The sequence below is a fragment of the Aeromonas lusitana genome (genome assembly GCF_002812985.1).
GTDB lineage: Bacteria > Pseudomonadota > Gammaproteobacteria > Enterobacterales > Aeromonadaceae > Aeromonas > Aeromonas lusitana.
On record NZ_PGCP01000002.1, the window covers coordinates 1 to 20,275 of the forward strand.

Sequence of the window (20,275 nt, forward strand, 5' to 3'; positions counted from 1 at the left end):
GGCTGGTGGCGGGGGCCGGGGAGGGAGTTGAGTCCCTCTCTCGCCGGCTCTGGGCCCGCACCCTCTTCCCGGAGGAGGTGTGCGATCGGCTGAGTGAACTGGCGGAGAAGCCGCTCATGGCCCGTCCCTGGTTATCGCAACTCAGTGCCTTTGACTAGACTGAAATGATCCCACCACGGAGAGGACGGACAGCATGCGCTTTACCAATGAGAACGGCGACACCATGAACCTGGCAGACAATCTGACACTCCACGAATTGCTCGACATGGGTGTCAGCATCTCGGTCTGCGAGGAGACGGATCCGGATCAGCAGATCTGGCTGGTGGAGCCGGAACAGGACCAATGAGTCCCCGCTGAGTTGACAGGCCCACCCGTTGTGGTGGGCCATTTATTTCTGCTTTTTGCCATATTTTCAGCATGAATCACTAGTTTATTCCCTATCCTCTTGGCTTTATTTCCAGTCATACCGGCAAGTCACTGAATGTTAATGGCTGTTTGAAATTTATGACTGTTGCTGTCAGACAAAGCCGTGGACAAGCGTTCACGGGCGGGTTAAGTTGTTTTTTCACCCTATTTTCGGGTGGATGATGGAAAAAACCGATTTTTATACTATCGACTGCTCCGAACTCGCCTGGTCTGTATTCAGACAACCATAAACACACGGACCGGCGATGCCGGGAAGCAGCGGACGGTCGATAGCTTTCGCTTAACGGAGCAAAGCCTGGAGGGCTTTATCATGGAGATGTTATCAGGCGCCCAGATGGTGGTTAGAGCGCTGGAAGATCAGGGAGTTGAACACGTTTTCGGCTACCCAGGTGGCTCAGTGCTCGACATCTATGACGCTCTCTTCGAAAACGGCAAGATGGAGCATGTCCTGGTGCGGCACGAGCAAGCCGCGGTGCACATGGCTGACGGGTACGCCCGCTCCACCGGCAAGGTGGGGACTGTACTGGTGACCTCGGGTCCCGGTGCCACCAACTGCATCACAGGCATAGCCACCGCCTACATGGACTCGATCCCCCTGGTGATCCTGTCCGGTCAGGTGCCGACCAGCATGATCGGGGAGGATGCGTTCCAGGAGACCGACATGATCGGTATCTCCCGCCCTGTGGTGAAGCACAGTTTCCTGTGCAAGAAGGCCAGCGAGATCCCGGAGGCCATCAAGAAGGCCTACTACATCGCCGCCAGTGGCCGCCCGGGGCCGGTGGTGGTGGACCTGCCCAAAGACGTGCAGAATCCGAAAGAAAAATTCCCCTATCAGTATCCCGAGTCCGTCTCCCTGCGTTCCTACAATCCGACCAAGGCCGGACACAAGGGCCAGATCAAGCGGGCTGCCAAGTTGCTGGCAGAGGCTCAGCGCCCTGTCATGTACGTGGGCGGCGGCGCCATCAATGCCAACGCGGATCATCTGGTGACCAAGCTGGCGGAGCTGTTGAACCTGCCGGTGACCACCACCCTGATGGGGCTCGGTGCCTTCTCCGGCACCCATCCGCAGTTTGTCGGCATGCTCGGCATGCACGGCACCTTCGAAGCGAACAAGACAATGCACAACGCGGATCTCATTTTCGCCGTGGGTGCCCGCTTCGATGACCGCGTCACCAACAACGTGGCCAAGTTCTGCCCCCATGCGACCGTGGTGCACATCGACATCGATCCCACCTCCATCTCCAAGACGGTGCAGGCCCATGTGCCCATCGTCGGCTCGGTGGAAACCGTGCTGGAGCAGATGCTGGAAGTGATCCGCGAATGCGGCCTCGACAACGACAAGCAGGCGTTGGCGGAGTGGTGGGAGCAGATCGCCCAGTGGCGTTCCCGTAACTGCCTGGCCTATGAGACGTCTCCCACCCTGATCAAGCCGCAACAGGTCATCGAGGCGCTGTACAGGGTGACCAAGGGGGAGGCCTTCGTCGCCTCCGACGTGGGTCAACACCAGATGTTTGCCGCCCTCTACTATCCGTTTGCCAAGCCGCGCCAGTGGATCAACTCAGGGGGCCTCGGCACCATGGGCTTCGGCATTCCCGCCGCCATGGGCGCCCAGTTCGCCAACCCGGATGCGGTGGTGTGCTGCGTGACCGGTGACGGCTCGGTGCAGATGAACATCCAGGAGCTCTCCACCTGCATGCAGTACGGGGTGCCCATCAAGATCATCTCCATCAACAACCGCGCCCTCGGCATGGTCAAGCAGTGGCAGAAGATGTTTTACGGCGGCCGTCACAGCCACTCCTACATGGAATCCCTGCCGGACTTCGTCAAGCTGGCGGAGGCCTATGGCCACGTCGGCATCGCGGTGAGCGATCCGGCCGAGCTCGAGAGTGCCATGGAGAAGGCATTCGCCATGAAGGATCGGCTGGTGTTCATGGACATCTCGGTCGACCCGGATGAGCACGTCTATCCGATGCAGATAAAGTTCGGTGCCATGGATGAAATGTGGCTGAGCAAGACGGAGAGAACCTGATGAGACACATCATTTCAGTACTGCTGGAGAACGAATCCGGCGCCCTGAGCCGTGTGGTGGGCCTCTTCTCCCAGCGCGGTTACAACATCGAGACCCTGACGGTGGCGCCTACCGAGGATCCGACCCTGTCTCGCATGACAATCGTGACCATGGGTGACGAGCGGGTGCTGGAGCAGATCCAGAAGCAGTTGCACAAGCTGGTGGACGTGCTCAAGGTGTGCGATCTCAGCGAAGGTGAGCACATCGAGCGGGAGATAGCCCTGGTCAAGGCCCGTGCCGCCGGTGGCGCTCGCGATGAGCTGAAACGGCTGGCGGACATCTTCCGTGGCCAGATCGTCGACGTGACCCCGGAGCAGTACACGGTGCAGCTTGTCGGTACGAGTGAGAAGCTGGATGCCTTCATCAAGACGGCGGCCCAGACCAACGAGATCATCGAAGTGGTGCGCTCCGGCGTCTGCGGCATCTCTCGGGCCGACAAGTCCCTGCGTCCCTGATATCAGAGGGTGATGACTTATCCCAAGGGGGCTCTTCGGAGCCCCTTTCTCATGGGGGCTCGAGAGGGATAAGTGCTGAGCGGAACTGTTATTTTCTTTCAAATGATCGGTAAACTATCCACAAAAGCTGTGGAAAAGTCTGTAGATTAGCGGTGTGTCTGGCGTTAGTTTGCTGATCTTAAAGGAATATTCTGATTTGATCCTGACTGGATCGCAATTGTGCAATCCGCTGGTGCGGGTGTGAGTGTTTGCTTATCGCCAGCCCCTTGCCAGCCGAGCCTTGGCGGGTTGGCGAGGGATCCGGTCAGGATCCCGATTTGATCTTGTGGATCAACATGCAGCCGTTCGCTCATAAAAAAACCCGCCAGCAGGCGGGTTTTTGATAGGTCAGGGCTGAGGTCGATTACTCGGCTTGAGCTGCCTGGATACCGGTCAGGGCGATGGTGTAGACGATGTCGTCTACCAGGGCGCCACGGGACAGGTCGTTGACCGGCTTGCGCATGCCTTGCAGCATGGGGCCGATGGAGACCAGCTCTGCGGAACGCTGTACCGCCTTGTAGGTGGTGTTGCCGGTGTTCAGGTCCGGGAACACGAACACGGTGGCTTTACCCGCGACCGGAGAGTTCGGTGCCTTGGACTTGGCCACGTTCTCCATGATGGCCGCATCGTACTGCAGCGGGCCGTCGATGATGAGGTCGGGACGCTTGGCCTTGGCCAGCTCGGTCGCTTCACGCACCTTCTCTACGTCGGCACCGGCGCCAGAGGTGCCAGTGGAGTAGGAGATCATGGCCACGCGCGGCTCGATGCCGAAGGCGGCAGCGGAGTCGGCGGACTGGATGGCGATCTCGGCCAGCTGTTCGGCGCTCGGGTCCGGGTTGATGGCGCAGTCGCCATACACCAGTACTTGATCCGGCAGCAGCATGAAGAAGATGGAGGAGATCAGGGAAGAGCCCGGAGCAGTCTTGATGATCTGCATCGGCGGACGGATGGTGTTGGCAGTGGTGTGCACGGCGCCGGAGACCAGGCCATCCACTTCACCGCGTTCCAGCATCATGGTGCCCAGCACCACGTTGTCTTCCAGCTGTTCGCGGGCGACCACTTCGGTCATACCCTTGTTCTTGCGCAGCTCGACCAGACGCGGCACATAACGCTCGCGCACTTCCAGCGGATCGATGATCTCGACGCGGTCGGTCAGCACCACACCCTGCTGTTCGGCGACGCGACGGATCTCTTCCGGGTTGCCCAGCAGCACCGGACGGGCGATGCCACGCTCGGCACAGATGGCGGCAGCCTTGATGGTGCGCGGCTCTTCCCCTTCCGGCAGCACGACGCGCTTGTTGGCCTGACGGGCCAGCTCGGTCAGCTGATAACGGAAGGCAGGCGGGCTCAGGCGACGGGAGCGGGTGGATTTGGCGGTCAGGGATTCAATCCAGTGCTTGTCGATGTGGCCAGCCACATAGTCTTGCACCAGCTCGATCCGCTCGCGGTCATCTTCCGGGATGTCGACGTTGAAGTTCTGCAGGCTGACGGCGGTCTGCCAGGTGTTGGTGCCGGTGATCATGATCGGCAGGCCGGTGGCCATGGCCTGTTGGCACAGGGCGATGACTTGCGGCTCCGGATGATAGTTGCCGGTCAGCAACAGGGCGCCCAGCTTGACGCCGTTCATGGCGGACAGGCAGGCGGAGACGATGACGTCGGAACGATCGCCTGAGGTCACCAGCAGGCTGCCCGGACGGAAATGCTCGATCATGTTGTGGATGGAGCGGGCACAGAAGGTCACGGTCTGCAGGCGACGGCTGTCCAGCTCACCCTTGTGCAGGATCTTGGCGGCCAGGTGCTTGGCGAGATCCTTGGCACGGGGGGCTATCAGCTGGGTGTTCCAGGGGATGCAACCCAGGATGCGCAGCGGGCTCTTGCCAAATACCTGCAGCACTTCCAGGTTGTGGGCGGCGTCCGAGGTGTGGTGATGGGCTTCGAACATCTCGGTCAGATCAGGGCGGGTCACGCCGTGCTCGTCAACCGGAGCGCCAACCTTGTTGATGACGCAACCCACGATGCGGGGGTTGGTGACGCCACCGAAGTTGGAGCAGGCCAGTTCGATGCGCTCTTTGAGCTTCTGGCTGGAGTCGTTGCCCGGGTGGGTCACGAACACCATGTCGGCGTCCAGCGCCTTGGCCACATCGTAGTTCAGCTTGTTGGCAAACGGCTGCTTGTCGGTTGGCACCAAGCCTTCGATCACCACGACTTCGGCACCGCTGGTCTTCACGTGCTCTTCGAAGCGCGCAACGATCTCTTCCAGCAGGATGTCGGTGTTGCTGGAGGTGATCATGTTCTCGGCGTAGGAGAGGGCGAACGGCTCGGGCGGGTTGATGTTGGCAGCGGCGCGGATCACGGCGGTGGAGCGCTCGGCACCGGTTTCACCCGGACGCGGCTGAGCTACCGGTTTGAAGAAGCTGACATTGACACCGTGACGTTCCATGGCGCGAACAACGCCGAGGCTCACGGAAGTTACGCCGACACCAGTGCCGACGGGGATGAGCATAATAGTGCGTGCCACTTATTACCCCTTGTTCATTTTTGGGATCAGGAAAAGGCCGCCCTGGGGCGGCCTTGCTCTACAGCTAAATTATGCGCCGACCAGTTCCAGCGCGTCGTGGGCAATGACCCACTCTTCGTTGGTCGGGATAACCAGGGCCTTGGTGGAACCAGCCTTGGTGATCTCGCCGCCCTTGCCGAAGCGTGCCTTCAGGTTCGCGTCGTGGTCGACGTCAAAGCCCAGCAGGCCCAGCTTGTTCAGGGTGATCTCACGGATCGGGGCTGAGTTCTCGCCGATGCCACCGGTGAAGACCACGGCGTCCAGACGACCGTCCATGGCGGCGGCGTAAGCGCCGATGTACTTGGCCAGACGGTAGCAGTAAACGTCCATGGCGCGCTTGGCTTCTTCCTTGCTGTCGTAGTTGTCTTCAACGAAACGACAGTCGGAAGTGACTTCGGTCAGACCCTGCAGACCGGATTCCTTGGTCAGCATGGTGTTGATGTCGGCCACGCTCATGCCCAGCTTGTCGTGCAGGAAGAAGATGATGGCCGGATCGATGTCACCGGAACGGGTACCCATCACCAGGCCTTCCAGCGGGGTCAGACCCATGGAGGTGTCGACGGACTGGCCGTTCTTGATGGCGCAGACGGAGCCGCCGTTGCCCAGGTGGCAGTTGATGATGTTCAGCTCGGACACCGGCTTGTTCAGCTGCTTGGCGGCTTCCAGACTGATGTAGTAGTGGCTGGTGCCGTGGGCGCCGTAGCGACGGATGCCGTTCTCTTTGTAGAGCTTGTACGGCAGGGCGTACAGGAAGGCTTCTTCCGGCATGGTCTGGTGGAAGGCGGTGTCGAATACGGCGACGTTCTTCTCGGCCAGCTCAGGGAACACCTTCAGCGCGGCGCGGATGCCGATCAGGTGAGCCGGGTTGTGCAGCGGCGCGTACGGAATGGCGGCTTCGATGCCGGCGATCACGTCGTTGCAGATGCGTACGGAAGAGGTGAATTGCTCACCGCCGTGTACCACGCGGTGGCCGATGGCGATCAGGTTCTTGGACAGCTCGGGGTTGAGCGGCAGGATCTTGTGGACGATGAAGTCCAGCGCTTCCTGGTGAGCGGCACCGGCACCCAGATCGGCGCTGCCTTTCTCACCGTTCAGCTTCCACTTGATGCGGGCGTCGTCGAGGCCAAAGCACTCGGCCAGGCCGGACAGCAGATCATCACCGGTGGTTGCGTCAATGACAGCAAACTTCAGGGACGAGCTGCCACAGTTAAGAACAAGAACCAGCTTACTCATGAATAAATCCTATCGCAGATTGGGTTGGGTTTGGAGGATGCGCCGGACGCGGTGCGTCCAAAAACTTTCAACTTATCCTTATGAGGGTTGGCAATCTGTTGCTTGCCCCTTGTATAGTGATACAAGACCCGAGATCCAGACGTCCCTGACAGGCCAGCAGCAGTGTACTGGCGTAAAAATTAGGCGTACAAAGGATAACCTGATTGTTGAAAAATAACAAAGTCATCCTCAACCTTTGTTATCGGCTCTCAAATTTTGTCGAGGTTTTGCCGTTAATACGTTCAAAAAGAGCTCGGAGGTAGCATGAGCATGAACATTTTTGGAACTAAATTACAGCAAGGCCGTCATTATATGACTCTTTGGCCGCGCCGTCCCGAGCTTAATTCCATGTTTCCGGAGAACAGGGTGATCAAGGCGACCGAGTTTGCCCTCAAGATCATTCCGGCTCTGGCCGTGCTCAGCGTCATGGTGCAATTCCAGTTCGGCGAGCAGCATTACTGGCCGTCTGTTATGGCCTCCGTGCTGTTTCTGCTCAGCCTGCCGCTGCAGGGCTACTACTGGCTCGGTCAGCGTGCCGACACCCGCCTTCCGCCCTCTCTCGCCAACTGGTATCGGGAGATCAACGGCAAGATGAACGAGCAGGGTGGTCACCGCCAACTGGTGGCACGGCCTCGCTATGAGGAGCTGGCCGATACCCTCAATGCCGCCTTCAAGCAGTTGGACAAATCCTTTCTCTACGAATGAGGATGCTAACCCGGTAAGGGGATAGACCCCGCCTCAGCGAATGAGGTTTCATCATTGTCAAAAGGCGCCCATGGGCGCCTTTGTCATGTCAGGCTTCAGGCCGCCAGTACCTTGCTGATCTCCTGGATGGAGAGCTTGTACTGACGGGGGCACTGACGCCAGGCCGCCAGCATGCGCTGGTACTTGTCGCGCATGGCGATGTCGCTGGAGAGCTCGTCGCAGGGGCAGGGCAGTTCGGGGAAGCGCTTGTCCACTTCCAGCAGGAAGCAGACATAATCCGCCAGTTCCCGCTCCTGGCTGCGGCTGTAACCGTTGAAGGTGAGCCGGCTGGCGTTCACCTCGGCCTGGGCGGCGGCGTCCAGATTACCCCAGGAGATGGCCAGTGCATGGTGCATTTCCAGGGTGTCGATCACCTCCTGACAGGTGGCCAGATCCAGGTGGCCGAAACTCTTCTCCAGCTCGAGGATCTGCAGGCAGTAGCCACGCTCGACTATGGTGCTGGCCCTTTGGTAAGCGGCGGCCTTTTCCGGATTGAGTTTGGCCAGGATCTCGTACTGATTGCTCAGGATCAGGCGTTCGGTGTGGCTCATGTTCATGGGCTTTCTCACTGGAAAATGAAACTGGGATAACGTTAACCCATATTCAAGATGAATTTTTTGATCTGGCAGGGGAGGTTGGCGAGAAAAGCGAGGGAAGGTGATCCAGACCCTCTGCCCGCTGGTTAATTAAATGTGCCCGTTCTGGCTTGCTTTTCGTGGTGGGCAGACAAGAATGGAAGCGTCGTTTGGCCCATGCCAATCGACCTACCACCAAGGCACCCCATCGGGTGCAAGCAGTCGATAAAACGATCCCGCCGCGGCCATGGGCTAGCAGACGGGGCAAGGGCAGGCACCGACCTGCTCCGTGGCTTCTTCCTGTCAGGAAGAAGCGCAAGAAAAAAGAGGGCCTGCAACGCAGGCCCTCTTTTGCTATCCGATGTGGGTTGATTCACGCACCCGCTGACTGGCTCTTGATAAGGTCGAGCACCACCTGGTGGTGGTCGCTGGTCTTGAACTTGTCGAAGCGATGGCTGATCTTGCCCTCCTCGTCGATGAGGAAGCTCAGGCGGTGGATGCCGTCGTACTCCTTGCCCATGAACTTCTTCGGACCCCAGACGCCGAACGCATCGGCGACCGCGTGATCCTCGTCCGCCAGCAGACGGAAGTTCAGGTTGTCGCGCTCCTCGAATTTTTTCAGGCGCTTGGCCGGATCCGGGCTGATGCCGAGCACCGCCACGTTGAGGGCCGCCAGCTCGCTATTGACGTCACGCAGGCCGCAGGCCTGGGTGGTGCAGCCTGGGGTCATGGCCTTGGGATAGAAATAGACGAGCACCTTCTTGCCACGCAGGGAGGCCAGGCTGACCTGATTGCCATCCTGGTCGGAGAGGGAGAAATCGGGGGCCTGGGTGCCAGCTTGTAGTGGTTGCATGGGGTCTCCTCGGATAAACGCCGTCAGGCGTACTTGTGATTGACGAGAAAGTCGAAGGACTCGGCGCCCAGTTCACGACAGAAATCGGCGAAGGCCGTCTTGGAACCCGCCTCTTCCCCCTGTTTGGCCAGGTTCAGCTGAAAGCTGGCCTTGAGCAGGTTGAACGGCTGTTGTTCAAGGGTCACTGTCTGCATGGCCTGGATGTCCCAGCCATGATCGCTGAAGAACTGGGTGCACTGGCTGACGATGCCGGGTTGGTCCCGGATCAGGACATCGGCGCTGGCGCTGATGTCATATTGCAGTGAGTGGTGGCGCTCGGTGCGCTTCATCATGGTGATGAGATCCCACTCCTGGCTGCGCAGGGGCAGGCTGATTTCGAGTTGCATCAGGCTGTTCCAGTCACCGGACAGCAGCATGATGAAGGTGAATTCGTTACCAAAAATACCAAGACGGCTGTCGACAATGTTGCAACCGCAGCCACTGACGTGGCGGGTAACTTCATTGACGATGCCAGGCCTATCCGTGCCGATGGCCGTTACGACCAGGTAATGAGTCATAAATCGTCTCTCGTCCATTACGTTTTGTGGCGGATGGTAACACGGCTTGTCCCTTGCCTCCCTTGTTTTTCAAAGGGGGCAGCTTTACCATAACGCCCCTGAAAATCGGGAGAAAAATCCATGTTACGCGGTAGTATTGTTGCGCTCGTTACCCCCATGCTGGCCTCGGGTGAAATCGACTGGACCAGCCTGGCGGCCCTGGTCGATTACCATGTGGCTGCTGGCACCAGTGCCATCGTCGCGGTGGGCACCACGGGAGAGTCGGTCACCCTGAGCGAGGCGGAACACATCGCCGTTGTGGAAAGAACCGTGGCATTCGCCGCCGGCCGCATTCCGGTCATCGCCGGCTGTGGCTCCAACAACACGGCCCATGCCATCGCGCTCTCCAAACACTTCGCCAACATGGGCGTGGTCGCGGGCCTCTCGGTTACCCCCTATTACAACAAACCCACCCAAGAAGGTCTCTATCGTCACTATTGTGCGATCGCCGAGGCTAGTGGTCTGCCCCAAATTCTCTATAATGTGCCCGGTCGCACCTGCTGCGATCTCAAACCGGAGACGGTGGCCAGGCTGGCCAAGGTGCCGGGGATCATAGGCCTGAAAGAGGCCACCGGCGATCTGAGCCGTACCCCGCTGCTGCGTGAACTGTGCGGGCCGGAATTTGCGCTTTATAGTGGCGATGATGCCAGTGGATGTGATTTTATGCTGCAAGGGGGTGATGGCGTCATTTCAGTCACCACCAATATTGCGGCGGCCCAGATGGCCGACATGTGTCGTGCTGCCCTGGCCGGTGATGCCGGGCAGGCTCATGACATCAACAATCGATTGATGCCGTTGCATCAGGCTCTGTTCTGCGAACCGAGTCCCATTCCGGTGAAGTGGGCCTGTGCCCGGCTGGGATTGATGGCGACGGCGACCTTGCGTCTGCCGCTGACCGACCTCACCCCCGAGGGCGAGCAGGCGATGGCGCGAGCACTGACGACTGCGGAGTTGATGGCGAGTGTTTAAAGCAAATGGAAAGGGAAATGCAGTGCGCCTGGTGCTGAGTGTCGCGACCGTTGCCGTGTTGGCAGCCTGTAGCTCACCCCAGGATCGCAAGATGGCCAACCGTGGCTTCGAGTATGAAGAGAGCCGCCTCGAAGGTCGTGCCTTCCTCGTGCCCGCCGGGTTGAGTGCCCCCGCCTTTAACAGCAACTTCGACATCCCGGCCCTGCCCGAGAGCAGCCGTGAGGGCGCCATCGGTGCCAAGGTCGACGTGCGTCCGCCCGCCCAGCTGCTGACCGTGGTACCGGGCAGCCAGGTGGTGGCCAGCGCCAACCCGGGCGAGCCGACCCTGGCCTTCTATGCCCTCAGCACCAGCCAGAGCGTGGAGCGCGATACCTGGGCCTTCCTGATGAACTTCCTGGCACAGCATAAAGTGACCACTGAGAAGCTGGATCAGCAGAGCGGTGTGCTGCAAACCGGCTGGTTTGACAACACAAGTGCGCTGGATGGTTGGGCTGAAGAAGACGATGATTTCAAAATTCGTCAGCGCTACCAGTTCACCCTGCGCAACGACACTCAGCGTCACGCCGTCAACATGTCGGTACGGGTGCTGGATCACGAAGAGACCATAGACGGCGAGACCAGCACCACGCTGACCCCGGCCGATGCCCAGCGCTACGCGACCCGGGCCCTGAACCAGTTCTCCCTCTACTACGACAAGCAGCTCAAGGCCCGCGAACAGCACAAGACCAACGATGGTATGGGCATGGAGCTGGGTCTGGACAACAACGATCTGAGCGCCTGGATCGTGGACGCCTCCTTCGAACAGGTATGGCGCCGTCTCAACCAGGTACTGCCGGGCTACGGCTTCACCATCAAGGACACCCAGCAGTCTCTTGGCTGGATCGACGTCGAGTATGACGAGCCGGGCGCCGAGTTCTGGAAGGCCAAGGGGGCCGAGCCGTTCAAGCTGGAGGAAGACAAGTACCGCTTCCAGCTCGGCGAGATGGCCGGAGGCAAGACCTCCATCACCCTGTTCGATAAGGACAAGAAGCCGGTCGCATCCGGGGTCATCTCCCAGATGTACATCAGCCTGTCCGGCGCATTCGCCAAGGGCCAGGCCGATCAGGCAGCAGCAAAAGCAGAATGAAAACAGGGGCCTAGTGCCCCTGTTTTGTTAGATGGATCCCGCTAGTCGAAGAAGGGGCCAGGCGCCCCTGTTTTATTACGCCCACAACAGGAAGTGTTACCTACCATGAGTCTTGCAGATCAAGTATTGGCAGTGAACGACGATTTGCCGATCCGTACCGATAAACCCGTCCATTCCGGTAAAGTGCGCAGCGTCTACTGGTTGACCCAGGCCGACAGCGCCCGGCTCATCAGGGAGAAAGGCTATGATGTGCCGGCCGATGCGCCGCTAGCCATCATGGTGATCAGCGACCGCATCTCGGCCTTCGACTGCATCTGGCAAGGTGTGGACGGGCTGAACGGTGTGCCGGGCAAGGGCGCCGCCCTCAACGCCATCTCCAGCCACTGGTTCAAGCTGTTCAAGGAAAAAGGATTGGCCGACAGCCACATCCTGGATATCCCGCACCCCTTCGTCTGGATAGTGCAGAAGGCCCGTCCCGTGATGATCGAGGCCATCGCCCGCCAATACATCACAGGCTCCATGTGGCGTGCCTACCAGGATGGTGAGCGCGACTTCTGCGGCATCCGTCTGCCGGAAGGGCTGAAGAAGGATCAGAAGCTGCCACAGATCCTCATCACCCCGTCCACCAAGGGGATCCTCAAGGGGCTGGCAGGGGTACCTGAGGCCGATGACGTCAACGTCTCCCGCGCCGATCTGGAGCGCCATCATCAGGCCTTCGGCTTCAGCACGCCGGCCGACATCGACCGCTACGAGGCCCTGCTCAAGGAAGGTTTTGGCGTCATCAGCGAGGCCCTGGCCGAGCGGGATCAGGTCTTCGTCGACACCAAGTTCGAGTTTGGCTACGTCCAGGACGCCGCCGGGCGCGAGAAACTCATCTACATGGATGAGGTGGGTACCCCGGACAGCTCCCGCATCTGGGACGGTGCCGCCCTGCGCAAGGGGCAGATCGTCGAGAAGTCCAAGGAAGGTTTCCGCCAGTGGCTGCTGAACCACTTCCCGGACCCCGACATACTGCTCAACAAAAACCGCATGCCGGAACGCTTCGCCCTGGCCCGGGACAACAAGCTGCCCACCGAGGTGATGATGGACATCTCCCACACCTATGTGGGGATCGCCCAGAAGGTCATAGGTCACCCGCTTGCACGCAGCGCCAACCCGAAGCAGGAGATCATCGAGGTCTTGCGCGAGCAATACGGTCTGATCGACTGAGCGCTGTTTTCTTTATCGCCGAAAAACAAACGTTTGCCGGCGGATGGCAGCGGATCCAACCTATGAAACCAATACAAGCGGGCCCCATCGCGGGGCCCGTTTTTATGCTCTGGCGGCTGGCGCCGGGTCAGCCATTGACCCTGAACACCTGACCGCTCTGCACCCCCAGTACGGACTTCTTGTAGGCCTGGGCCACCCGGGCGGCGGGCACGGGCACGAAGCCCGGGAAGAAGTCGGCGTACTTGTCCATGGACTCTGTCAGCACGGTCGGGCTGACCACGTTGATGCGCAAGCCTCTTGGCAGCTCGCAGGCGGCGGCCCGCACGAAGTGCTCGATGGCGCCGTTGATGGTGCTGGCGCTGACCCCCCAGTTGATGGGCTCCTCGCTCAGGATGCCGCTGATGAGGGTGATGGAGCCGCCGTCGTTGAGGTGTGGGATGGCGGCGCGGGTCAACCGGATCTGGCCCATCAGCTTGCTCTCGAGCCCTGTCTGCCACTGTTCGTCCGTCATCTCGGGGAAGGGGGCGAAGGCGACGTTGCCGCTGGCCACCACCAGGGCATCGAACCGGCCGATCCCGTCAAACAGGGCGGCGATGGAGGCACTGTCGGTCATGTCGACCAGGGCGTCGCCCTGACGATGGCCGACCCGGATCACTTGATGATCCTGGGCGAGCAGTGCGGTGACTGCGGATCCGACGGTGCCGGAGGCACCCACAATTACGATTTTCATCTTGGACACTCCTGTTTGGGATATTGATGATTCTAGTCGCCACAAACAGAAGAAAAAGCGCTTAATATGAACGTATTGTTTCCATATTGGAGCTAATAAATGGACATCACTCACCTGGCCAGCTTCTATGAGGTGGTCAAACGAGGCAGTTTCTCCGCCGCGGCCGACGCCCTTGAGGTGAGCAAGGGGATGCTGAGCCGCCATGTCAGCGCGCTGGAAGCGGCCCTCAACGCCCAGCTATTGCAGCGCACCACTCGCCGCCTGAGCATGACGGAGGCGGGCAAGACCCTCTATCTGCAGGCGGGGCAGATCTTCGCCCTGGCCCAGCAGGCGGAGCAGGAGATCCAGGCCCTGACCGAGGAGGACAGCGGCCGGCTGCGCTTCACCTGCCCGGTCAGCACGGGCGATCGCATGGTGAGCGAGCTGCTCGGCCGCTTCGCCGCGCTCTGTCCCGGGGTCGAAGTGGAGCTCAACTTCACCAACGCCATGATCGACATGAGCCAGGGGGAGCACGACATCGCCCTGCGCGCCATGAGCCAGGTGCCAGACAACCTGGTGGCGCTGCCTCTCGGCCGCTTGAAGGACGTGGTGGTGGCCAGTCCCGCCTTGCTGGCACGGGAAGGGGCGCCGGCCAGCCCCTATGAGCTGGTGGGGCGCACCTGTCTGCTGCAGGATCATAATCCGGCCTGGGAGCAGTGGCTGTTTCGCCGGGGCGGGGAGGAGGCGCTGATCCCGGTGCAGGGCAAGGTGCGGGCCAACCACTACAGCACATTGTTGCAACTGGCCCGCGCCGGCATGGGTTTTGCCAAGTGCCCGCTGATGCTGGTGGAGGCCAGTCTGGCCCGGGGGGAGCTGGTGGCCGTGCTGGACGAGTGGCAGACCGGGTTGCACCCGCTGCATGTGCTGCACGCCCAGCAGCGGCGGGTGCCGCGCAAGATCCGCCTGTTCAAGCAGGTGCTGGCCCAGTGGTTTGCCGAACGGCCTCACTATCTGCTGTGACTGGCTTGCTGTGATGAGGCTGGAGCCGGCTGTTATTTTTCTGTCATATCCGGCTGCTAGCCTGCGCCATCATAGCGATTCAAGAGAGGCAGGGAATGAAGCGTCATCAGGTGTGGATTGGGATCATGCTGCTGTGCGGCGGGGCGGCGCAGGCCGAGGTCAGGGTCGAGGTGCCGGAGGATTTCCAGATCCTGGCGGTGAGCAGCGGCACGCTGCAGGATGAGCGCCGTGCCGTGCTGGCCGATGGCGAGCAGCAACTGCTGGTGCGCTATGAGGGGCTGATCCCGAGCCGCACCAGCAGCGACAACGACAAGGAGATCCGCTCCGAGCCCCAGGTGATCCGCTACCAGGCGAGCGGCCAGCAGCTGCGGCTGCAGGCCGTGGTCCCCAAAGACGAGAGCGGTATGGTGCGCTACGCCAAGGCCCCCGTCATCGGCCTGCTGGCGGGCGGCAAGCCCATTCCCTCGCAGCAGGACGAGCTGGTGGTCAACGGCATGCAGATAGGGATGGACTGGCCGGCCCGGCTGGCGGAGTACAACCGCGGTGGGGGCAAGGCGATCTTGGCGGCCAGCGCGGTGGCAACCACGGCGGCGACCACAACCACAGTGGCGGCGACCCAGGCGCCGAGCGTGCCCGCCAGCGAGCTGGAGGGCCAGTTGCAGCGACTCTTCCTGCAGGCGGACCCCGAGCTTCGCAAGCGCTTCATCGGTTGGGCCGTGCCCCGGCTTTAAGTTTGTGCCTCGTTGCAGTAACGTGAGCACTCTCATTTCGTGCCCGCGCATGCTTGCCAACGAGGTTCCCATGTTTGAATTGCATCCCCGCCTGCAGGCGGATACCCGATCCCTCGGGGATCTGCCGCTCTGCCGCGTCCTGCTCGCCAAAGACAGCCAGTACCCCTGGCTCATCCTGGTGCCGCGCATCGCTGGGCTGCGGGAGATCCATCACCTGCCGCCGGCCCAGCAGCAGCAGCTGATGCAGGAATCCTGCGCCGTCGCCAGCCTGATGGAGCAGGCACTCAGCCCCGACAAGATCAACGTGGCGGCGCTCGGCAACCTGGTGCCCCAGTTGCACCTGCATCACGTCTGCCGCTTCGAGTCGGATCCCGCCTGGCCGGGTCCCATCTGGGGGGCGCGTCCCGCCGTCCCATATAACGCGCAAGATTTGCAGCGCGAGGCCGATAACTGGCGAGCCCGCCTGGCCACCCTGAGTGGCTTCAGCCCGCTTCTTGACTGACAAGCTCGTCAAGTGAGAGGCGGCTCGCGGTTTTTGCATCGGGATCACGCTATCTGTTAGGGCGATACGCCAGCGCGTGATACCCCATGTGATGAGACAGACAAGCCCAATTTTTCGATCAGCAGGAAGGTTCCATGATAGTGACAAGATCCGAGGATGACGCCGTATTGACCACAGAGGACGTGCTGCTGAGCCTGTGCAATTCGGTGACGGGAGTATTGAGTGCGGCGACCATGAGCCAGGTGCGCTTCTCCGGCATGGTGCAGCGGATCAGCAAGACCTGCCTCAAGCCCGACATCGGCTGTTTCGTGCTGTTCGATGGCGGCTTCTCCGGCCTGGTGGTGATCAACTTCTCCGCCGCGGCGGCCATGGAGCTGTACCAGAGTTACATGCTGAATATGGGGCTTTCTAAAGAAGATCTTGCTATCTCTCACACCTCTGACGAGGTGAGCAACGTCATGGGCGAGCTGATGAACCAGATCGTCGGCAGCTTCACCGGCAAGGTCGGGCGCGAGTTGCAGACCCACATCACCCAGAACCAGCCCAAGATGCTGGCCCTGAACAAGCAGGTGATGCTGAGCGTCGATACCAACCTCGACAACCCCGAGACCCGCCGCGTCACCTTCTTCACCGCCACCAACAACATCTTCTACCTGGAGCTGGCTATGGACAGGACCGAGTTTATCCGGATCCACGATGGCGGTGTGCAGGAGGAGGTCGATCCGGACGAGCTGATCGCCCAGGCCAAACTGGCGGCGACCAAGCCGGTGCCCGCACCGGCGGCTCCCGCCAGCAACGATCACGACGATCTGCTGAACTCCCTCGGTCTGTAAGCGACCGGCGGATACGACAAGGCCACCCGAGGGTGGCCTTGTTTTTGGCATGGACGCCGGCTTAGAAGTTGTAGAGCAGACCCGTGCTGAAGGTGCTGGTCTGGGTGTCGTAGAAGCCGATGTCGGAGTTGGCCTGGCTGTAAGCCGCCGTGATGGTGCCGGAGAGATCCTTGACCCCCAGCAGGCTATGCCAGAAGAAGGTGCCGGTGAGGGCAAACTCGTCTGCGTCGGCGCGCTGGCCGAAGATGGGGTTCGCCTCGTCATACTCGCGCTTGCCGACATAGGCGTTGCTGACGATGGACCACTGGGGACCGCGCTTGGCATAGGTCAGCTGCAGGCCCGTGTTCTTGAAGCTCTCGGCGCTGCCGTCGAGCTTGGCCTGCTTGTAGAGGATAGCGGGCTCCAGCACCTGACCATCGCCGAAGTGCCACTGGTAGGAGAGCTCCATGTCGTGGATCTTGCCGTTGCGGTTGAGCACGGGGGCATAGCTGGTGCCGTTGCGCTGATCGTACTGTTGGCCGCTGTGCTCCTCGTCCAGGTCCACCTCGCGGGTGGTGATGCTGCCGTTGAAGTTGCTGCCCCAGATCTTGTCCCAGGCAAAACGTACCCCCTTCGACTTGGCATCGGTGGAGCTGCGATCCACGCCGGTGGCGAAGGGATCGCTCCACAGCTCGACCGGCATGACGTTGAACACCACAGAGCCGGCCACGATCCCCTTGTCCCCCATCTCCTGGCGGATCCCGAACTGCTGGGTGAAGTCGAAGCGCAGCGCATCCTGGATCAGGTTGCCGAGGAACACCTGGGTGCGGGTATCGGCGAAGGTGTAGCGGATGTCGGCGTTGAGCAGGGGAGCAAAGCCGTTCTCGCTACCGGGGGAGCCCAGGCTGTCGATGCGGTTGTTGCTGTCGCCGCCGGCATAGAAGTTGGATTCGTGACTGCTGGCGGTGACGCCACCCAGCAGGAAGCCGGACCAGCCTGACTGCCTGGGAATGGCGCCGAGATCGGCGTGGGCAGCACTGGCGACCAGCAGGCTGAGGCTCAGCAGGACGGGATTGCGCATGAGTAGAACTCCTGAAATAACGGATAATAACGGCAGCAGTCGAGCCCGCACTGAATTGCTGAACTGGGGCTGACTGGTCAATGGCTGGCATGCTACCCCAGTAGGAGTGTGACGTTAATCAATAATTTAAACCGCGACCGACAAGAGTTCGGCGCGCCGTGCTGGTATTCTGTTCGCGCAATCGCGGGGAGAAAATAACGAGATGAAGCAAATCAAATCCTGGGCGCAGTATTACGTCGATCTGATGACCAAGCTGGGGCTGGTCCGTTTCAGCATGCTGCTGGCGGCGGGCATCATAGTGCTGGCGGTCTCCATCCAGATGGGGGTGACCCTGTTCCTGCGCGGCACCGTCGACATTGTCGATCTGGTGCGCTCGGTCTTCTTCGGTCTGCTGGTGACCCCCTGGGCCGTCTATTTCCTCTCCATCGTGGTGGATCAGCTGGAAGACTCCCGCCAGCGGCTGAGCCGGATGGTGAGCAAGCTGCAGGACATGCGCGAGCGCGACCTCGAGCTCAACAGCCAGTTGCAGGAGAACATCCGCCGCCTCAATACCCAGATAGCCGAGACCAAGCGGGCCGAGACCCTGCGCCAGCAGGCGATTGAGGATCTGGAGAACGAGGTGTTCCAGCGCGAAAAAGCCCAGTTGCACCTGGGGGAGCGCACCGCCCTGCTGCGCTCTTTCATCGACTGCTCCCCGGATCTGGTTTATTACCGCAACGAGGAGGAGCAGTTCTCCGGTTGCAATCGCGCCATGGAGGAGCTGACCGGCCGGGTCGAGGCGGATCTCATCGGCTTGACCCCGTTCGATGTCTACAAGCAGGACATCGCCAGCAAGGTGGTGGAGACCGACAAGCAGGTCTTCGCCCAGAACGAACCCCTCACCTACGAGCAGTGGCTGGAGTACCCGGATGGCCGCAAGGCCTACTTCGAGCTGCGCAAGGTGCCCTTCTTCGACCGCTTCGGCAAGCGGCTCGGCCTGCTTGGCTTCGGCCGCGACATCACGGAGCGCAAGCAGTATCAGGACAAGCTGGAGAAGGCGAGCCGGGACAAGACCACCTTCATCTCCACCATCAGCCACGAGCTGCGCACCCCGCTCAACGGCATCGTCGGCTTGAGCCGCATGCTGATGGACACGCCGCTGGATGCGAAACAGCACCAGCAGCTCAAGACCATTCACCTGAGCGCCGTGACCCTCGGCAACATCTTCAACGACATCATAGATCTGGACAAACTCGACCGCCGCCGGCTGGAAATCGCGCCGACCAGCATCGACCTGCCCGCCTTTCTCGACGAGCTGGAGACACTGTCCCGTATCCAGGCGGAGCAGAAGGGGCTCTACCTGCATTTCGACCGGGATGGCGACATGCCCCAGTTCGTGATGGCGGACGGCACCCGCTTGCGTCAGGTGTTGTGGAACCTGGTGGGCAATGCGGTCAAGTTCACCGACGAGGGTGGGGTGACGGTGCGTTGCCTGTCCCATGAGTCTGATACACCGGGCAAGCTGGCGCTGCATTTTGAAGTGGAAGATACCGGCGTCGGCATTCCCCGTGGCCAGCAGGAGAAGATCTTCGCCATGTACTATCAGGTGCAGGGCAAGAAGCACGCCACCGGTACAGGTATCGGCCTCGCGGTTTCCCGCCAGCTGGTGCAGGCCATGGGTGGCCAGCTCTATGTGGACAGCGATCCCGGCGAGGGTTCCTGCTTCACCGCCGAGCTGGAGGTGGAGTGCGTGGCGCCCCAGGCCATCGAGCCCGAGCTGGAATTGCCCTCCCTCGACATTCTGTTGGTAGAGGACGTGGAGCTGAACGTCACAGTGGCATGCGCCCTGCTCAGCAAACTCGGCCATGAGGTCAAGGTGGCGCGAGACGGCACCCAGGCGCTGGCCATGGCGAACCCGGATGATTTTGATCTGATCCTGCTGGATATCCAGCTGCCGGACATGACCGGTTTCGATGTGGCGGCCAAGCTGCTTGAGCGCTACGGTGACAGCCTGCCCCCCATGGTGGCGCTCACCGCCAACTCGACCGGCGATCGCCAGTATTACCGGGATCACGGCATGCAGGATGTGATCAACAAGCCGCTCGGCTCCAAGGCGGTGCGGGAGGTGATTGGTCACCTGTTTGCGGATCTGGCGGACGATGAGGCGGATGAGATCGAAGATGCGAGCAATCAGGATGCACTGCTGGACTTGCCCTTCCTCACCGATTACGCCAGCACGGTCGGCAAGCCGATCCTGCTCTCCAGTGTGGATCTGTTCGAGAAGATGATGCCCGACTACATGGCGGTGCTCGATTCCAACATGATTGCCAAGGATCAGGCCGGGGTGGTGGAGGAGGCGCACAAGATCAAGGGGGCGGCCGGCTCCATCGGCCTGCGCCGCCTGCAGCAGACGGCCCAGCTCATCCAGAGCCCGGATCATCCCGCCTGGTGGGAGAACGTGGAAGACTGGATTGAGACGCTGCGCCGGGAATACCCGGGCGACATAGCCCGCTTGCGCCGCTGGTTGCTCTCCTGAGCCGATCATTGATGCC

At 60.8% G+C, this 20,275-nt stretch carries 19 protein-coding genes and 1 pseudogene; 13 read left to right on the forward strand and 7 right to left on the reverse strand.

The window, feature by feature from the left end:
* The 4 genes and pseudogenes from CUC44_RS21215 to ilvN form a co-directional block, all read left to right on the forward strand.
* A pseudogene (locus CUC44_RS21215) lies at positions 1-158 on the forward strand (MJ1255/VC2487 family glycosyltransferase); the annotation flags it as partial.
* A gap of 35 nt (positions 159-193) precedes the next feature.
* Positions 194-346: a hypothetical protein gene (locus tag CUC44_RS00825; protein ID WP_100858117.1), complete on the forward strand. Its 153-nt coding sequence runs from the start codon at positions 194-196 to the stop codon at positions 344-346.
* A 390-nt stretch (positions 347-736) separates the two neighbouring features.
* Positions 737-2,455, forward strand: coding sequence for an acetolactate synthase 3 large subunit (locus CUC44_RS00830; protein WP_100858118.1), 1,719 nt, complete (start codon positions 737-739; stop codon positions 2,453-2,455).
* The gene (ilvN, locus tag CUC44_RS00835; protein WP_025328160.1) at positions 2,455-2,949 is read left to right on the forward strand and encodes an acetolactate synthase small subunit; all 495 of its coding nucleotides are present in this window, start codon (positions 2,455-2,457) and stop codon (positions 2,947-2,949) included. The genes CUC44_RS00830 and ilvN overlap by 1 nt, the downstream gene beginning before the upstream one ends.
* A gap of 403 nt (positions 2,950-3,352) precedes the next feature.
* On the opposite strand, the gene pta is transcribed toward ilvN, so the two are convergent.
* Together pta and CUC44_RS00845 are read right to left on the reverse strand one after the other, a co-directional pair.
* Complete coding sequence (gene pta / locus CUC44_RS00840) at positions 3,353-5,506, reverse strand: phosphate acetyltransferase (RefSeq protein ID WP_100858119.1); 2,154 nt, start codon at positions 5,504-5,506, stop codon at positions 3,353-3,355.
* Positions 5,507-5,575: 69 nt separating this feature from the next.
* Positions 5,576-6,778: an acetate kinase gene (locus CUC44_RS00845; protein WP_100858120.1), complete on the reverse strand. Its 1,203-nt coding sequence runs from the start codon at positions 6,776-6,778 to the stop codon at positions 5,576-5,578.
* Positions 6,779-7,081: 303 nt separating this feature from the next.
* On the opposite strand from CUC44_RS00845, the gene yfbV reads away from it, so the two are divergent.
* Entirely contained in the window at positions 7,082-7,522 is a 441-nt protein-coding gene (yfbV, locus tag CUC44_RS00850; RefSeq protein ID WP_100858121.1) for a terminus macrodomain insulation protein YfbV, read from the forward strand.
* A gap of 95 nt (positions 7,523-7,617) precedes the next feature.
* Here yfbV and CUC44_RS00855 read toward each other — a convergent pair whose 3' ends face one another.
* From CUC44_RS00855 to CUC44_RS00865, 3 genes are all read right to left on the reverse strand, one after another.
* Complete coding sequence (locus tag CUC44_RS00855) at positions 7,618-8,118, reverse strand: YfbU family protein (protein WP_100858122.1); 501 nt, start codon at positions 8,116-8,118, stop codon at positions 7,618-7,620.
* Between the two features lie 391 nt (positions 8,119-8,509).
* Complete coding sequence (gene bcp / locus CUC44_RS00860) at positions 8,510-8,989, reverse strand: thioredoxin-dependent thiol peroxidase (RefSeq protein ID WP_100858123.1); 480 nt, start codon at positions 8,987-8,989, stop codon at positions 8,510-8,512.
* 23 nt (positions 8,990-9,012) lie between these two features.
* Positions 9,013-9,546, reverse strand: a complete 534-nt coding sequence (locus CUC44_RS00865; RefSeq protein WP_100858124.1) for a glycine cleavage system transcriptional repressor — start codon at positions 9,544-9,546, stop codon at positions 9,013-9,015.
* Positions 9,547-9,666: 120 nt separating this feature from the next.
* Here CUC44_RS00865 and dapA point away from each other — a divergent pair, with 120 nt between their 5' ends.
* From dapA to CUC44_RS00880, 3 genes are all read left to right on the forward strand, one after another.
* Complete coding sequence (dapA, locus tag CUC44_RS00870; protein ID WP_100858125.1) at positions 9,667-10,554, forward strand: 4-hydroxy-tetrahydrodipicolinate synthase; 888 nt, start codon at positions 9,667-9,669, stop codon at positions 10,552-10,554.
* A complete protein-coding gene (gene bamC / locus CUC44_RS00875) occupies positions 10,547-11,680 on the forward strand; it encodes an outer membrane protein assembly factor BamC (protein ID WP_100858126.1) in 1,134 nt (377 codons plus the stop codon). The genes dapA and bamC overlap by 8 nt, the downstream gene beginning before the upstream one ends.
* 105 nt (positions 11,681-11,785) lie before the next feature.
* Positions 11,786-12,889, forward strand: coding sequence for a phosphoribosylaminoimidazolesuccinocarboxamide synthase (locus CUC44_RS00880; RefSeq protein ID WP_167388734.1), 1,104 nt, complete (start codon positions 11,786-11,788; stop codon positions 12,887-12,889).
* 127 nt (positions 12,890-13,016) lie between these two features.
* Here the strand turns inward: CUC44_RS00880 and CUC44_RS00885 are convergent, their stop codons facing one another.
* Complete coding sequence (locus CUC44_RS00885) at positions 13,017-13,619, reverse strand: short chain dehydrogenase (RefSeq protein ID WP_100858128.1); 603 nt, start codon at positions 13,617-13,619, stop codon at positions 13,017-13,019.
* A 99-nt stretch (positions 13,620-13,718) separates the two neighbouring features.
* Between CUC44_RS00885 and CUC44_RS00890 the strand changes: the two genes are divergently transcribed.
* From CUC44_RS00890 to CUC44_RS00905, 4 genes are all read left to right on the forward strand, one after another.
* The gene (locus tag CUC44_RS00890; RefSeq protein ID WP_100858129.1) at positions 13,719-14,618 is read left to right on the forward strand and encodes a LysR family transcriptional regulator; all 900 of its coding nucleotides are present in this window, start codon (positions 13,719-13,721) and stop codon (positions 14,616-14,618) included.
* Between the two features lie 95 nt (positions 14,619-14,713).
* Complete coding sequence (locus CUC44_RS00895) at positions 14,714-15,349, forward strand: DUF2057 domain-containing protein (protein WP_100858130.1); 636 nt, start codon at positions 14,714-14,716, stop codon at positions 15,347-15,349.
* Positions 15,350-15,419: 70 nt separating this feature from the next.
* The gene (locus tag CUC44_RS00900) at positions 15,420-15,851 is read left to right on the forward strand and encodes an HIT domain-containing protein (protein ID WP_100858131.1); all 432 of its coding nucleotides are present in this window, start codon (positions 15,420-15,422) and stop codon (positions 15,849-15,851) included.
* A 134-nt stretch (positions 15,852-15,985) separates the two neighbouring features.
* Positions 15,986-16,684 (forward strand): DUF3334 family protein, encoded by a 699-nt coding sequence (locus tag CUC44_RS00905; RefSeq protein ID WP_100858132.1) that lies wholly within the window; start codon positions 15,986-15,988, stop codon positions 16,682-16,684.
* Positions 16,685-16,745: 61 nt separating this feature from the next.
* On the opposite strand, the gene CUC44_RS00910 is transcribed toward CUC44_RS00905, so the two are convergent.
* Entirely contained in the window at positions 16,746-17,744 is a 999-nt protein-coding gene (locus CUC44_RS00910; RefSeq protein ID WP_100858133.1) for a DUF2860 family protein, read from the reverse strand.
* Between the two features lie 202 nt (positions 17,745-17,946).
* On the opposite strand from CUC44_RS00910, the gene arcB reads away from it, so the two are divergent.
* Positions 17,947-20,259 (forward strand): aerobic respiration two-component sensor histidine kinase ArcB, encoded by a 2,313-nt coding sequence (gene arcB, locus CUC44_RS00915; RefSeq protein WP_100858134.1) that lies wholly within the window; start codon positions 17,947-17,949, stop codon positions 20,257-20,259.
* Positions 20,260-20,275: the final 16 nt, after the last annotated feature.

Excerpts from the sequence above, each read along its gene's own strand:
- CUC44_RS00845 (WP_100858120.1), bottom strand. The coding sequence starts at position 6,778 with ATGAGTAAGCTGGTTCTTGTTCTTAACTGTGGCAGCTCGTCCCTGAAG.
- yfbV (WP_100858121.1), top strand. The coding sequence starts at position 7,082 with ATGAGCATGAACATTTTTGGAACTAAATTACAGCAAGGCCGTCATTAT.
- CUC44_RS00900 (WP_100858131.1), top strand. The coding sequence starts at position 15,420 with ATGTTTGAATTGCATCCCCGCCTGCAGGCGGATACCCGATCCCTCGGG.
- CUC44_RS00895 (WP_100858130.1), top strand. The coding sequence starts at position 14,714 with ATGAAGCGTCATCAGGTGTGGATTGGGATCATGCTGCTGTGCGGCGGG.
- CUC44_RS00830 (WP_100858118.1), top strand. The coding sequence starts at position 737 with ATGGAGATGTTATCAGGCGCCCAGATGGTGGTTAGAGCGCTGGAAGAT.
- CUC44_RS00865 (WP_100858124.1), bottom strand. The coding sequence starts at position 9,546 with ATGACTCATTACCTGGTCGTAACGGCCATCGGCACGGATAGGCCTGGC.
- CUC44_RS00905 (WP_100858132.1), top strand. The coding sequence starts at position 15,986 with ATGATAGTGACAAGATCCGAGGATGACGCCGTATTGACCACAGAGGAC.
- bcp (WP_100858123.1), bottom strand. The coding sequence starts at position 8,989 with ATGCAACCACTACAAGCTGGCACCCAGGCCCCCGATTTCTCCCTCTCC.
- dapA (WP_100858125.1), top strand. The coding sequence starts at position 9,667 with ATGTTACGCGGTAGTATTGTTGCGCTCGTTACCCCCATGCTGGCCTCG.
- CUC44_RS00855 (WP_100858122.1), bottom strand. The coding sequence starts at position 8,118 with ATGAACATGAGCCACACCGAACGCCTGATCCTGAGCAATCAGTACGAG.
- CUC44_RS00910 (WP_100858133.1), bottom strand. The coding sequence starts at position 17,744 with ATGCGCAATCCCGTCCTGCTGAGCCTCAGCCTGCTGGTCGCCAGTGCT.
- CUC44_RS00885 (WP_100858128.1), bottom strand. The coding sequence starts at position 13,619 with ATGAAAATCGTAATTGTGGGTGCCTCCGGCACCGTCGGATCCGCAGTC.
- CUC44_RS00890 (WP_100858129.1), top strand. The coding sequence starts at position 13,719 with ATGGACATCACTCACCTGGCCAGCTTCTATGAGGTGGTCAAACGAGGC.
- CUC44_RS00880 (WP_167388734.1), top strand. The coding sequence starts at position 11,786 with ATGAGTCTTGCAGATCAAGTATTGGCAGTGAACGACGATTTGCCGATC.
- ilvN (WP_025328160.1), top strand. The coding sequence starts at position 2,455 with ATGAGACACATCATTTCAGTACTGCTGGAGAACGAATCCGGCGCCCTG.
- CUC44_RS00825 (WP_100858117.1), top strand. The coding sequence starts at position 194 with ATGCGCTTTACCAATGAGAACGGCGACACCATGAACCTGGCAGACAAT.
- arcB (WP_100858134.1), top strand. The coding sequence starts at position 17,947 with ATGAAGCAAATCAAATCCTGGGCGCAGTATTACGTCGATCTGATGACC.